The organism is Marinobacter sp. L-80, from assembly GCF_056859395.1.
Genome location: NZ_JBSXOI010000074.1, coordinates 118,244 through 131,421 on the forward strand (window position 1 = coordinate 118,244; position 13,178 = coordinate 131,421).

General features: G+C 60.0%; 14 protein-coding genes. 6 read left to right on the forward strand and 8 right to left on the reverse strand.

All coding sequences use genetic code 11. The features are described from left to right. The first annotated feature begins 342 nt into the window (after window positions 1-342). The 5 genes from AC13E3_RS16580 (at window position 343) to AC13E3_RS16600 (ending at window position 5,481) form a co-directional block, all read left to right on the forward strand. Window positions 343-879, forward strand: a complete 537-nt coding sequence (locus tag AC13E3_RS16580; RefSeq protein ID WP_482902246.1) for a gamma carbonic anhydrase family protein — start codon at window positions 343-345, stop codon at window positions 877-879. A gap of 66 nt (window positions 880-945) precedes the next feature. Beyond that, window positions 946-1,191, forward strand: a complete 246-nt coding sequence (locus AC13E3_RS16585) for a hypothetical protein (protein ID WP_062783603.1) — start codon at window positions 946-948, stop codon at window positions 1,189-1,191. Continuing rightward, entirely contained in the window at window positions 1,184-3,289 is a 2,106-nt protein-coding gene (gene mdoH, locus AC13E3_RS16590; RefSeq protein ID WP_405417775.1) for a glucans biosynthesis glucosyltransferase MdoH, read from the forward strand. The genes AC13E3_RS16585 and mdoH overlap by 8 nt, the downstream gene beginning before the upstream one ends. Beyond that, window positions 3,286-4,836, forward strand: a complete 1,551-nt coding sequence (locus AC13E3_RS16595; protein WP_482902247.1) for an alkaline phosphatase family protein — start codon at window positions 3,286-3,288, stop codon at window positions 4,834-4,836. The genes mdoH and AC13E3_RS16595 overlap by 4 nt, the downstream gene beginning before the upstream one ends. A 189-nt stretch (window positions 4,837-5,025) precedes the next feature. Beyond that, window positions 5,026-5,481, forward strand: a complete 456-nt coding sequence (locus AC13E3_RS16600; protein ID WP_273084050.1) for an Hsp20/alpha crystallin family protein — start codon at window positions 5,026-5,028, stop codon at window positions 5,479-5,481. Window positions 5,482-5,522: 41 nt separating this feature from the next. Here the strand turns inward: AC13E3_RS16600 and AC13E3_RS16605 are convergent, their stop codons facing one another. The 8 genes from AC13E3_RS16605 to AC13E3_RS16640 all read right to left on the reverse strand — a co-directional run bounded on the left by AC13E3_RS16605 (window position 5,523) and on the right by AC13E3_RS16640 (window position 12,224). Then, window positions 5,523-5,840, reverse strand: a complete 318-nt coding sequence (locus AC13E3_RS16605) for a PA4642 family protein (protein ID WP_008176684.1) — start codon at window positions 5,838-5,840, stop codon at window positions 5,523-5,525. 113 nt (window positions 5,841-5,953) lie between these two features. Beyond that, a complete protein-coding gene (locus AC13E3_RS16610; protein WP_008176682.1) occupies window positions 5,954-6,787 on the reverse strand; it encodes a flagellar motor protein MotB in 834 nt (277 codons plus the stop codon). Window positions 6,788-6,791: 4 nt separating this feature from the next. Beyond that, complete coding sequence (locus tag AC13E3_RS16615; protein ID WP_008176680.1) at window positions 6,792-7,565, reverse strand: motility protein A; 774 nt, start codon at window positions 7,563-7,565, stop codon at window positions 6,792-6,794. Between the two features lie 55 nt (window positions 7,566-7,620). Next, window positions 7,621-8,448 (reverse strand): shikimate dehydrogenase, encoded by an 828-nt coding sequence (aroE, locus tag AC13E3_RS16620; protein WP_008176678.1) that lies wholly within the window; start codon window positions 8,446-8,448, stop codon window positions 7,621-7,623. Further along, window positions 8,441-9,367 carry an oxygen-dependent coproporphyrinogen oxidase gene (gene hemF, locus AC13E3_RS16625; protein ID WP_273155867.1) on the reverse strand — a complete coding sequence of 309 codons (927 nt, stop codon included), beginning with the start codon at window positions 9,365-9,367 and terminating at the stop codon, window positions 8,441-8,443. The genes aroE and hemF overlap by 8 nt, the downstream gene beginning before the upstream one ends. An 8-nt stretch (window positions 9,368-9,375) precedes the next feature. Beyond that, the gene (tsaC, locus tag AC13E3_RS16630; RefSeq protein WP_273155869.1) at window positions 9,376-9,948 is read right to left on the reverse strand and encodes an L-threonylcarbamoyladenylate synthase type 1 TsaC; all 573 of its coding nucleotides are present in this window, start codon (window positions 9,946-9,948) and stop codon (window positions 9,376-9,378) included. A 45-nt stretch (window positions 9,949-9,993) separates the two neighbouring features. Continuing rightward, window positions 9,994-11,136 carry a DNA-processing protein DprA gene (gene dprA / locus AC13E3_RS16635; RefSeq protein ID WP_273155871.1) on the reverse strand — a complete coding sequence of 381 codons (1,143 nt, stop codon included), beginning with the start codon at window positions 11,134-11,136 and terminating at the stop codon, window positions 9,994-9,996. A 71-nt stretch (window positions 11,137-11,207) separates the two neighbouring features. Continuing rightward, entirely contained in the window at window positions 11,208-12,224 is a 1,017-nt protein-coding gene (locus AC13E3_RS16640) for a LysM peptidoglycan-binding domain-containing protein (RefSeq protein ID WP_008176670.1), read from the reverse strand. A 418-nt stretch (window positions 12,225-12,642) separates the two neighbouring features. Between AC13E3_RS16640 and def the strand changes: the two genes are divergently transcribed. Then, window positions 12,643-13,146: a peptide deformylase gene (def, locus tag AC13E3_RS16645; RefSeq protein WP_008176668.1), complete on the forward strand. Its 504-nt coding sequence runs from the start codon at window positions 12,643-12,645 to the stop codon at window positions 13,144-13,146. Window positions 13,147-13,178: the final 32 nt, after the last annotated feature.

Genomic DNA, 13,178 nt, shown 5'->3' on the forward strand with positions numbered 1-13,178 from the left:
CTATTGCAGCGAAAGGTGCCAGCGGTCTGCGGATCAGACGAGGTTATCACGCTTGTCTGATTCAAGCGCTCAGTTATTCAGACATTCTCTAAAACATAACAAATGACTGTCGCCGGACGCACCGACGCTACACTTCGGCTCCGCGAAGCCAAGGCGCTATCGCCCAACCCGAATGTTCGCTTTGCGACCCTCACGGCCGATTCAAGCTAGCAATCTCTGGCCAGAACCGGCCACAATATCGTCACATGATTCGAGTAAAAACCGGAAAAAGTGTAACTTTGACTCTTTCTCTTCTTTTCAATCACTTACGAATTGGTAACATGTAACATGAGTGCTAAAGGGGTGACGAATATACGTTCACACAAGGGTATCACGCCACATTTTGGGGAACGGGCATGGGTCGATCCAAGTGCGGTGGTGATTGGCGATGTTGAAACCGGCGATGACGTTTCCATCTGGCCGATGACCGTCGTGCGTGGTGATATGCACAAAATCCGTATCGGGCATCGGTGCAGCATCCAGGATGGGTCGGTTCTGCATATCACTCACGCCAGTGACTATAACCCCGGTGGTTATCCGCTCACACTGGGGGACGACGTGACTGTGGGTCACAAGGCGCTGCTGCACGGCTGCACCATTGGCAGCCGCGTTCTGGTGGGCATGGGCTGCATCATCATGGATGGCGCCGTGGTGGAGGACGAGGTGATTGTTGCCGCGGGCTGCCTGGTTCCGCCCGGCAAGACGCTCGAATCCGGGCATCTCTACGTGGGGTCGCCCTGCAAGAAAGCCCGGGCGCTGACGGAGAAGGAGCGCGGTTTTTTCACATACACCGCCGCCAACTATGTCCGCCTGAAGGATGAGTATCTTAACGATCAGTAAGCCAGTGGTCTGAAGTCACCGCCGTGGCCGTATCTGTCGGGGTAACCTTTGATCCCGGAGACCACTGTGGACACACCAGACCAACCGTTTGATCGAGCACTGCTCTACCTGCGCGCGGCAGGCCACGATACCGGTCCCGAAACCCGGGCGCGGTTGCACAGCCTGCTGCAGGTACACGCCGCTGAAAACCCGGCCTTGAGCAACGGGCAGTTGCTGGCGCGGATGCCTGAGTGGTTTACCCTGCCCGGGCCATGCCAGGGGCGCCCTCTGCCACCCATTACGCGGGCCAGTATCGGTTACCCTCGTGAATAGCGCCGCGTGCTGGCGCCCGGTCGCGTTCCGGCGACGCCTTCTGCTTGTTTTCCTGGTGGCCGCTCAAACCCTGGTCGGCGTCTATTTGTTTGCCCAGACAGTGCCGGAGCAGGCGAATGGAGGAACGACTGCCACGTTGCTGGCCGTCTTCGGGCTCCTATTTGCCTGGATCGGCGTGGGCTTCTGGACCGCCATTTTTGGCTTTGTTGCGCTCCGCTTTGGCGGCGACCCCTGGAGCCTGTCCAGGCGCGTTGGGCGGCCTAACCCCGAAGACGCAACGGTCGCACCTACCGCCGTCGTGATGCCCGTTTGCAATGAACCGGTGCAGCGCACCCTCGGCGGTCTGAAAGCAATCATCCGCGATCTCGAACGAACGGGACAGCAGGAATCCGTTGATTTCTATGTGCTCTCGGACAGCCGGGACCCGGAAATCTGGCTCGAGGAACAGGCGACCTGCGAACAAATACGCCGGGAGCTCGGCCCTGGCCAGCAATTGTTCTACCGGCGGCGCAACATCAACCTGAACTACAAGAGCGGCAATATCGCGGATTTCCTGCGTCGATGGGGTCGCCGCTACCGCTATATGGTGGTTCTGGATGCCGACAGCCTGCTCAGTGCCAACTGCATTACCCGGCTGATACAGCTCATGGAAGCCCGGCCCGAGGCGGGGATTATCCAGACCACACCCCGCCTGGCCCGGGCAGAAACCCGCTTTGGCCGGCTGCAGCAGTTCGCCAACCGCTGTTATGGCAGGCTCTACAGTGCCGGACTGGCGGCCATCCAGCTGGGTGAGGCCACCTACTGGGGCCACAACGCGATTATCCGGGTGGCGCCGTTCATGGCCCACTGTGGTCTGCGCAAGCTTCGGGGACCCGGTCTATTCCGGGGGCCGGTACTCAGCCATGATTTTATCGAAGCGGCACTGATGGGACGGGCCGGCTACGAGGTCTGGCTGGAACCTGCCATCGCCGGCAGTTTTGAGGAATCACCGCCGACCCTCGAGGATGACCTGATCCGGGACCGGCGCTGGTGCCGTGGCAACCTCCAGCATCTTTGGTTACTGGCAACCCTGGGGAAGATCCGGCTCGCCCATCGGATGGCCCTGGTAACCGGAATTTTCTCGTACCTGGCCTCTCCGCTCTGGCTGGTTTTCCTGGGCTTGTCAGGCTATGTGGCGCTGGCCGATTCGACGCCGGCTTTGCCGGGCGTGATGGCTACCACGGACACAGGCTCTGGTCCGGGCTTTCTGCTGGTCCTGGTGACTTCGGTGCTGCTGTTCGGCCCCCGGCTGCTTGCAATAGCGGACCACTCGTTGGCAAAGCGCACTACCCGGTTTGGCGGGCTGCTCAGGCTCTCGGGGAATACGCTGATGGAGACGCTCGCAGCACTGGCGCTGGCCCCCATCCGGATGTTGATTCACACCTTCCATGTTGGGGGCGCGCTGTCGAATCTCAGAGTTGGCTGGCAGGGACAGAACCGGTCCGGCGCTGCCAAGCCGGGGCTCAGCCTTCGGCACTTTGCCCTCCTGCTGGCTTCCGCCGTTGCGGCGCTCAGCCTGATCCAATGGCACGCGCCGTCGCTGACACCCTGGGCCCTGCCCGTATTGGCACCGGTATTGTTTTCACCGGCTCTGGCCTGGTGGCTGAGCCGAAAACCGGGCGAAGGGCAATGGTTGGCGGTGCCCGAAGATTACCGGACAACGAGGGTGATTGATCTTGCCGGTCCCGCACCTATGGGTCATCGGACACCGGGCGGCCTGGACTGGTTCGAACAGATGGTTCTGTCTCCCGTTTCCGCCCGGGACCACAGGCGAAGTGCCTCGCCATTAAGGGGCAAGAAAGCGCGGGCCCTGGCGTCTCTGGTGGATCGCTGCGCCACGGAAGGAAAGCAGGGCCTGACTCACCGGGAGCTCAGCCTGATCTGCAACCACCCAGAGGCGTTAGCCGCCCTGCATTGGCGCGTCTGGCATGCCTCCCATGAATCACCCTGGCGGGAAACACTGACTCGTATGGCACAATCGGTTGAGGGAGACTCGCCGATACCGGTGCCCCTGCCCCGTCGGCAGGAACAGATCGCCTGGGTTGAGGTCGCTTCGTGATACTGGTCTGGCTTTTTCTGCTGAACGGGCTGTTCCTGTTTCCATCTCTGGCATTGCCGGGTAACACCCCCTGGCTTTCTCTGGAGGCCCTGATCCTATGGGCCATCATTTGCGGGCTCAGGGATCCCGAGCGGAGATACCGCGTCGCTCGTTCGCTGGCCGTCGCCTACGCGTTTCTGTTCCTGCTTGTTCTGGCAGATGCCCTGGTTCGGGAGAGTCTCGGCCGCGGCCTGAACCTGTATCTTGAAGTTGGCCTGTTGGATGCGGCCTGGAATCTGCTCAACACAAACCTGGGGGCGGCTCTGGCGATTGCAGCCCTCACCGCTCTGCTGGGTTTGCTCGCAGGCGTGGGCTGGCTGTTTCGCCATGGCCTGGAACGGCTGGCGCACCACTCGCCGGCACACTTGGGCAAACCGCTCTGGTTTGTGGCCGGCCTGTTTCTGGCCGGGGCCATCACGCCCTGGATTGGCAGCCCGGCGCTGGCCTTCGTTGCCAATCAGGCCTCCCTGATCACCCACACTCACCAGACAACCCGCAACTTTGCCAACGAATTGAGTGCGCTGCCAGGGCGGGAAGGCCGGGCAACGCCCCTGCCAAGGCTGGCACATACCGATGTCATTCTGGGTTTTATCGAATCCTACGGGGTGTCGACGGTCACGGACGAGCGCTACCGGTCACTCGTCAATCCGGGCCTTGAGGCGCTGGGCCGGTCCCTTGATGCGGCCGGGCTGTCGGTGGTGACTGGCCGGCTGCAATCACCCATCCAGGGTGGCCAGTCCTGGCTTGGTCATCTATCCGTGTTGAGTGGCCAGTGGATCCACAACCAGCTTGCCTACGAAACCCTCCTCAGCTCCGGCTACGCCACTCTAATCGATGACTTCCGCAGTACAGGGCACAGCACTGTCGCCGTGATGCCGGCAATCACCCAGGCTTGGCCCGAGGGCCGGCTGTTCCGCTACGACCGGATTTACGATCACGATGATCTGGGTTACCAGGGGCCGCCATTCAACTGGGTCACCATGCCCGACCAGTACACCTGGCACCGGTTTCAGGACATTCGCGATGCGAATGAGGGGCCGCTCTTTGCCGAGCTGGCGCTGATCAGCAGCCACGCCCCCTGGGTGCCGATCCTGCCGGTGCTCGATGACTGGCAAAGCATCGGCAACGGTGAAGTGTTCCGGCGCTGGGAGGGTGCTGGCGAGGCGCCGGTTTCGCTGTGGCGCGATCCGGACCGGGTCCGGGAACATTACGGTCAGGCGATTGCCTATGCTCTGGAAGTTGCCGGAGGCTTCGCCGCCCACTACCTGCGCCAGGACGCCCTGATGATCATTCTGGGTGACCATCAGCCGGCGCCATTGATCACCGGCGAGGATGCCAGCCGGGATGTTCTCGTTCATGTCATCAGTGCCAACCCATCGCTGGTGGAACCTTTGCTGTCCGGCGAGCTCCCGGGATTCCAACCCGGTATCCGGCCCGATCCGGAGACGGCAGGCGCCACCATGAGCCGATTCCGTCCGTTTTTACACCGGCATTTCGGGGAACTCTGAAGCCAATTTGACCCTGATCTAAATTCGACCAACCCCACCCTTGAAAACATTTTTGCTGCACCTACATTCGGAATTAGCAGAGGTTCACGGATAGCCATCCGGCAGGCGCTACCGGCATGGAGCAGTTCCGCGATCGAAGCTGATGCTCAACTATTCAGATTCGTTTCGTTTGAAAAGGAGGGATGCTTTATGAGCAATCTTACCCGCTGGAATCCGGTCAATGAGTTCGAAGACCTGATGAACCGCTACAACCGCATGTTTGGCCTGGCCCGCTCAGGCGGCGAGCGCGAAGGTAAAGACGTATTCAGCCGCAGCGACTGGGCGCCGGCCGTAGACATCAAAGAAACTCCTGAGGCCTTCACCATCGAGGCAGAGTTGCCGGGTATGTCCAAGGAAGATGTAAAGGTAACGGTACACGAGGGCGTTCTGAGTATTCAGGGTGAACGCAAGAGTGAAAACGAGACCGACGACAAGAAGCACCACCGGATAGAGCGTTTTTATGGCAGCTTCCTGCGCCGCTTCACGCTGCCGGACAATGTCGATGAGAACAGCGTGAAGGCCAACTTCAAGGACGGCATGCTGACCCTGACGCTCCAGAAAGCCGAGCCGAAGGAGCCCAAGGCCATTGAAGTCGACGTGCAGTAAACGCCGACAACCTCAGGCAATAACGCACGGCCGCAGCGGGATCAGTTCCCGGCTGCGGCCGTTTTTTTGGCACCGGCCTTTTCCAGCGCGCGGGCATAATCCACACTGCGGCGATGCCGGGAAATCAGGTCCAGAATGGTTTCCCCGTCCGGGCCGGTGGCATTCAGATCCCGTCCTTCGGCAACGAGAAATCCGATAAAGCGTTCGAAATCTTCCGCTCGCATGGCCTGGTAGGCTTTCAACAGAGCGTTATAGTCGGCATTCTCCGCAGCATCCCAGGGGCGGATATCCAGAAAACTCCTGACCCGCTCATCGCTCCATTCCTCGCCAATCACTTTCGGCTTATCCGGTCCACTCATGGTTGCTCTCTCGCTTCGCTGTGCCAGTGAATTATCGGGCGCACAGTATAAAGCCCTGAAAGCTGGACAGTTATATGGATTGCGAATGAGAAGCTACGCCTCAGATATAAGGCTCAGGGCCTGATTTCGACGGGCAGATCGCCGGTGGGCACCTCGTCGTTGCATTCGGGATTGCGAATGGCGATTTCCACCCGGCGATTCAGGGCCCGGTTCTCCGGTGTGTCGTTCGGCGCAAGCGGGTTGGTCTCGGCACGCCCGGCCGCCACCACCCGTTCGGCCGGCACCTGCCGATTCATCACCAACTCGTGCACCACGGACACGGCACGGGCCGCGGAAAGATCCCAGTTAGAGCGGTAGCGGTCACTGGAAATGGGCCGGTTATCGGTGTAGCCGGACACCAACACATCACCGGTACACGCCGACAGCACGTTCACCACCCGTTCGATAATCGGGATCATCTCGGGCTTGATGGCGGCCTCGCCGGATCGAAAGGTAGCCTCCTCGGAGAAGCGGATCACCACCTGGTTCTGGTCGTAATTGACACTCAGGGCTTCCGAAGCCACCTCCGATTCCAGTTCCCGGATCATCCGGCTGGCCAGATCGATCACACCACCCGGAATCTGGGTGGGCGCGGCACCCTCCGCGCGCTCATCAATGAACTCGGGCTCCCGTGCCTGGGATTCTGTGGGCTCGGGAAGGGAGACCGTGTCCGATTCAATCATGGTCAACGGGGAGCCACCAATATCCTCCGCCAGGACGTTGCTGGAGCCAAAGGCCACGGCCATGGAGTTGGCCATGGCCCGGTACTTCTCAACGTCCATTTCGGCAAACGACAGCAGCAGTATGAAAAAGGTCAGCAGCAGGGTGGCCAGATCGGCAAAAGTGACGATCCAGGCCGGCGTCTGGTTCTGCAGACGCTTCCTGTTTTTCTTCTGGACCAGTTCCAAACCCTCAGGCCTCCCGCTCCGGCGCCAGGCCGGTGCGCTGCTCAGGGGTAACAAAGGAGGACAGCAGTTCCGTCATTACGCGGGGATTCTCGCCGCGCATGATGTTCTTGATGGACGTGATGATCAGCATCTGGTTCCGGGCCTCGTCCTCGGCTTTCAGCTGCAGCTTGTCGGCCAGGGGCAGGGCAATCAGCTGGGCAATAAACGCACCGTACAAGGTGGTGAGCAGGGCGATCGCCATGGCCGGGCCAATGGAGGACGGGTCATCCAGGGTATTGAGCATCTGTACCAGACCCACCAGGGTGCCCAGCATGCCAATGGCCGGGGCCGATTCGCCAATACCCCGGAACACCCGCTCGGCCACTTCGTATCGCTCGGCGGTCTGCTGGGTTTCCTGGGCCAGCGCCTCTTCCACCAGTTCCGGCGGGTGGCCGTCGACACACAGATTGATCGCCTTCTGCAGGAACTCATTATCCGTCTGGTGGTTTTCCAGGCCGAGAATGCCCTCTTTGCGCACCACCATGGCCAGCGCGCCCACTTCCCGGATCAGCTCCGCCGGCCGCGCCATACGGTCGGTAAACGCGGCAGACATGGCCAGGCGGAACGCGCTCATCACCGACGCCATGCGGAATTTGATCAGGGTTACACCAAAGGTTCCGCCCAGCACAATGGCGAGGCCCGGAAGGTTCAGGAACGTCAGGAAGGAGGCGTTGGCCAGCATCGCCAGCAAGACGATCAGGACACCAGCCACAAGCCCCACAAGGGTAAGAATATCCATCGAAAATCCCTACGGAATGTTGACCCTGAGCATAGCCCAATCCGGGGGCCGCGACTCAGTCGTTACGCAATTCCTCAATGACAGGACGTGTGGCGGGGCTGATGCCGCGCCAGATCCGGAACGATTCAGCCGCCTGCTCCACCAGCATACCAAGCCCGTCATGGACGATCTGTGCGCCCTGTTCAAGTGCCCACTGATTGAAGGTGGTGGTCTGCAGAGAATACATCATGTCGTAGACCACCGTTTGCTCTCCGAGTACCTCCGGTGACAGCGGTGGCAGATCGCCCTGGAGGCTGGCACTGGTACCGTTGATGATCACGTCAAAAGGCTCCCGGGGCTGTTCGAATCCGCAGGCAGAAAGCGCGGTCTCGCCCGCCACGGGTTTAAACAGCTTAACCAGCGCGTCAGCCTTGGCAACCGTCCGGTTGGCAATGGTAATGGCGGCAGGATGCTCCGCCAGGATCGGCCCCAGAACACCACGAACCGCGCCACCGGCCCCCAGCACCAGGATGCGTGCCTGCCCAAGGACAACACCGTGGTTCACAACCAGGTCTCGCACAATACCGCACCCGTCAGTGTTGTCAGCGGTGAGCCGGCCCTCGTCATCGAGATACAGGGTATTGGCGGCCCCGGCATTCTCGGCCCGCTCGGTACGACGGTCCGCCAGCTTCCAGGCGTCCTCCTTGAAGGGCACGGTTACGTTCAGGCCCTTGCCACCCCGTTCAAAGAATTGCCTCACCGTGCCGGCAAAATCATCCAGTGGCGCCTGGATGGCCGTGTACTCAACCGGCTCACCGGTCTCGCTGGCAAACAGGCTGTGGATCCTCGGCGATTTGCTGTGGCTGATGGGGTTGCCAACTACCGCGTAGAGATCGTTAGTCATGTTGGGTCTCCAGCCAGTTCCGCCCGGTCAGGAAATAGTCTGTCAGCCGGGCTTCTTCCGAATCGGGCTCCGCGGTCCGGTTGTAGTCCCAGCGCACCAGCGGCGGCAGCGACATCAGTATGGATTCGGTGCGACCGCCGGATTGCAGGCCAAACAGGGTGCCGCGGTCATAGACCAGGTTGAATTCCACGTAGCGCCCCCGGCGGTAGAGCTGGAAATCCCGCTCACGGTCACCAAACGGATGATCCATTCGGCGCCGGACGATCGGCTCGTAGGCGTCTATGTAGCTATCGCCCACCGCTTTCATCAGGCCGAAATCCTGCTCGAAGTCGCCGGTGTTGTGGTCATCAAAAAACAGACCACCAACACCCCGGGGTTCATCCCGGTGTTTCAGATAAAAGTAATCATCGCACCAGTCCTTGAAGCGCTTGTAGGTGCCCTCTCCAAATGGCTCACAGGCGTCGCGGGCTGTCCGGTGCCAGTGCACACAGTCTTCCTCAAAACCGTAGTAAGGCGTCAGATCGTAGCCGCCGCCAAACCAGTAAACCGGCTCGCTGTTCTTCGGCGTGGCAATAAAAAACCGCACGTTGGCGTGGGAGGTCGGCACATAGGGGTTGTTGGGATGGATCACCAGGGACACACCCATGGCCTGCCAGGGTGCACCAGCCAGATGGGGACGATGGGCGGTGGCCGAAGCTGGCATGGTATCGCCCATAACGTGAGAGAAATTAACACCACCTTTCTCGAACACCCGGCCTTCGGTGATCACCCGGCTGACGCCACCACCACCTTCGGGCCGGTCCCAGGCATCCTTGATGAACGATGCGCCATCATCGAGGGCCTCCAGACGGTTGCAGATGGACTCCTGCAGGCCCAGCAGATACTGCTTGACCGCCTGGCTATCGGGTTGCTGTGCCATAAACGCTCCTAACGAAGTTGCTGACCGCTGACAATATCAATAATACGGCTGGGTTTGCGATTACCGCCCAGTGCTCCCGGAACGATCCAGTCCAACTGATCGCCAAAATACCCGCGCACCTGCCAGATATGGCGGGCAGGCGGTCGCCCGGCCGGATTACAGGACGTGGAGACCAGGGGCATGCCCGTCGCTTCACAGAGCGCCCGCACCACCGGGTGCTCGCTGACCCGAACCGCGATGGAACTGTGCTTTCCGCGCACCCATTCCGGCACCTGTCGCTCCGGGTCTGGCAGCAGACAGGTCACGGGGCCGGGCCAGTGCCGCTCGGCCTCGGCCCGGAGCAGAGGGGGAAGGGGATCCAGCAGGAAGCGGACCTGGTCAAGGGAAGAAGCCACCAGAATCACGCCTTTCTCGACCGGGCGCCGCTTCAGCTCCAGAACCTTCTCCACCGCTTCCTGGTCCCAGGGATCACAACCCAGCCCCCAGACAGCCTCGGTGGGATAGGCAATAACGCCGCCTCCGAGAACCATGCGGCGAGCGCAGTGCAATTGCCAGTCAGATAGAGGGTGGGAATGGGCCATACTGCTTGTGTCAGACGTTGATCCGGTTAGATGATCACACGGGGTTCAGGCGATTTTCTGAAAGCCTCCCGGTGCCGAGCTGACAAGCCCCTGCAACTCCAGAAGCAACAGGGACTGCATAAGCTGATCGGCAGGAAGGCCGGTTGCTGAACTCAGTGCGTCGGTTGACTGTGGATCATACCCTAAAGCCTCAAACACCGCGATTTCACGGCCGTCGAGGCCAGCCAGGGGGCCCTTGCCTCCGGGCTTCGGTTCCGGGGTGCCAGCCGCCTCGGTTACCAGCGGCGGGGACCACCAGGCACCAAGCTCCTCCAGGATATCCTCCACCGTTTCCACCAGGCGGGCCCCCTGTTTGATCAGGTGATGACACCCCCGGGCAACAGGGCTGTGCACCGAGCCGGGAATGGCGAATACTTCCCGCCCCTGCTCCAGCGCCATCCTCGCGGTAATCAGGGAGCCGCTGCGCAGTCCCGCCTCGACCACCAGCACCCCACGGCTCAGGCCACTGATAATCCGGTTACGTTGGGGAAAGTGCGCGGCTCTTGCCGGCGTGCCAGGAGGATACTCGGAAATCATCAGTCCGTCGGCAACGACTCGCTCACCCAGGCGGCGATGCTGGTGAGGGTAGACGCGGTCGAGGCCACAGCCAATCACCGCGACGGTGGGATACCCCGCATCCAGTGCCCCCGCATGGGCAGCGCCATCGACCCCGAGCGCCAGACCGCTGGTCACCATCAGATCGCGGGCGCTCAGTTCGGCGGCAAAACGCCGGGCATGATCCAGGCCGGCGGGCGTAGCCTTGCGACTACCGATGATACCGATCTGGTCCCGTGCCAGGAGCTCCGTATCACCTCGGGTGAAGAGCACCAGGGGCGCGTCGTGAATGTGCCGGAGCTGCTCGGGGTAGTGGGTATCTCCCCAGGTCAGAATACCGACGGCATGCTTCTGGCAATCGTGCATTATGGTCCGCACCTCACGAACCGCCGGATGCGCATCATCCTGCTTTTGCCAGGCCTGGATTGCGGCCATGGCGTCTGCAGTCATGCCCACGGCCCGCAGGGTTGCAGCATTCATGGAAAGCATTTGGGGCAAATCAGGAAATTCAGTCAGCAGTTCACGCCGACGGGTACGGCCGAGGCCGGGCAGGCAAGTCAGGAACAGCCATTGGGCTGTGGCAGAGGAAAACACGGCATCATCCTTGAAAACAGCGAGGCCGGACCTTCCTGGTCCGGCCGTTGCGTCTATCGGTAGTCAGTCAATCAGGGGTTGGTCACCTTGTCGCCCACCGTCAACACGCGGTTGGCCTGCAGCACCAGACCGTAGCTCATTTTTTCATAAGCCTGGAACACCATCAGCAACCCGGCACGCTCGGAGGGCAGCTCGATGGTTTCTCCGGTCACCGGATCGCGAACCAGGTTGCCGCTTTTCAGCACGGCCATCACGTTGCCAGCTTCCAGACCTTCCCGAGTGCCGCGGTTTATGGCAACCACATCAAACTGACCGATCTGGCTTACACCGCCATCAACCGAGATCATCTGCCCTTCAATATCCTGGTCGGGAGCACTGGGCACAAAGCTGGTGGTCAGACGGCGGTCTTCACTCACCATCAGTCGGTCACCAATGCGAACTTCTTCGCTGGAGCTGGTCAGGTTTACGGTCAACACATCGCCGTTTTCCCGGGCGACATCACCACGGGCAATACTGCGCGCCTCAAGACCGAGGAACTCGCCAGTATCCGGATCCCGGAATTCCTTGCTGCGACGGAATACACCCACCTTGTCTGCAGGCTTTTCTCCGCGAGCATAGAGCTTGTCGCCGGCACCGGTGATAATCCGGCCGTCTTCACCTTCGAGAACATACGGAGCACCGTTGATCTCTTCCGGGCTGACAATACGGGTGTCCGTCAGGAAACTGCCAATGGCATCAAGCGGGATCGCCGGGATGGGCGTATCGATGGGCTCGGAACGTACCTTGGGCGACAGCTTTACGACATCGTTGCTGGCAACCTTCGTAATACGGGGCTTGCCATCAATATAAACCAGGGCAAGGCGATCACCGGGATAAATCAGGTGAGGGTTGGCGACCTGCGGGTTTACATGCCATATTTCCGGCCAGTACCAGGGGTTGTTCAGAAAACGGGCCGAAATGTCCCAGAGGGTGTCACCCTTAACTACGGTGTAACGCTCGGGATGATCGGACCGCAGCTCCGGTGCAGCATGAGCCCAGGAGGTTATAAGCAGCGTAGTTGCTGCCAGAGCGTACAGCAGTTTCCTCATTGTGTAAGTCCTTGATCGCGTGCCTTGATTCTTTGCATTCTGTTGGGATGCAGTCAGTTACCTGCAGCTTATTACGTTGTTATTCCAGTTACTATAGAAGAAGTCTCGCAAATTGTGATGTTATCTTTTGTTCTTCCAGTAAATTCTATCCCGTCGTTGAAAGATTTTAACTATTAACTGATCAGTTTGTACTCAATCGACGAATTGTTGGATAATAGTCTTATAAAGCTTGAGAACCCCTCCAGCCGTTGAAAGCTGGGGCCTTGCCCCGATAATAGTAGAGGCAAGGTGAAAATTTGCGCAGTACGCTGTCGCATTTCGGAGATCAGTTTCACACTGTTACAAAGAGCAGCAAAGTCAAAAGGCATGCCGGCACAATACCGCGGGCATCCCGACATACAGGCTAAAAGACCGACCTATGATACTAGAGATTCTCGAATACCCGGATCCCCGTCTACGCACCATTGCCAAACCGGTAGAAGAGGTGACAGACGCCGACCGCAAGCTGATCGACGACATGTTCGAGACCATGTACGATGCGCCCGGCATTGGCCTTGCGGCCACCCAGGTGAATGTGCACAAACAGATCATCGTTATGGATCTGTCCGAGGACAAGAGCGAGCCGCGGGTGTTCATCAATCCCGAGGTGGAAGTGCTGGACGGCGAACGAGAAGCCATGCAGGAAGGTTGCCTGTCTGTGCCCGGTTTCTACGAAGACGTTGAGCGGATCGAACACTGCATGATCCGTGCAATGGACCGGGACGGCAAACCGTTTGAACTGGAAGCGAAAGGCCTGTTGGCTGTCTGTATCCAGCATGAGATGGATCACCTGAACGGCAGATTGTTCGTTGACTACCTGAGCTCTCTCAAGCGCAACCGCATTCGCAAAAAGCTGGAGAAGCAGCACAAGAAAAGTGCCTGATCAGGCTTTGGCCTAGCCCAAAACCAGACACT

What these genes read in the sequence shown, in the direction of transcription:
- AC13E3_RS16600 (WP_273084050.1), top strand. Translation starts at nt 5,026, where the DNA reads ATGAGCAATCTTACCCGCTGGAATCCGGTCAATGAGTTCGAAGACCTG.
- AC13E3_RS16605 (WP_008176684.1), bottom strand. Translation starts at nt 5,840, where the DNA reads ATGAGTGGACCGGATAAGCCGAAAGTGATTGGCGAGGAATGGAGCGAT.
- AC13E3_RS16615 (WP_008176680.1), bottom strand. Translation starts at nt 7,565, where the DNA reads ATGGATATTCTTACCCTTGTGGGGCTTGTGGCTGGTGTCCTGATCGTC.
- aroE (WP_008176678.1), bottom strand. Translation starts at nt 8,448, where the DNA reads ATGACTAACGATCTCTACGCGGTAGTTGGCAACCCCATCAGCCACAGC.
- hemF (WP_273155867.1), bottom strand. Translation starts at nt 9,367, where the DNA reads ATGGCACAGCAACCCGATAGCCAGGCGGTCAAGCAGTATCTGCTGGGC.
- tsaC (WP_273155869.1), bottom strand. Translation starts at nt 9,948, where the DNA reads ATGGCCCATTCCCACCCTCTATCTGACTGGCAATTGCACTGCGCTCGC.
- AC13E3_RS16640 (WP_008176670.1), bottom strand. Translation starts at nt 12,224, where the DNA reads ATGAGGAAACTGCTGTACGCTCTGGCAGCAACTACGCTGCTTATAACC.
- def (WP_008176668.1), top strand. Translation starts at nt 12,643, where the DNA reads ATGATACTAGAGATTCTCGAATACCCGGATCCCCGTCTACGCACCATT.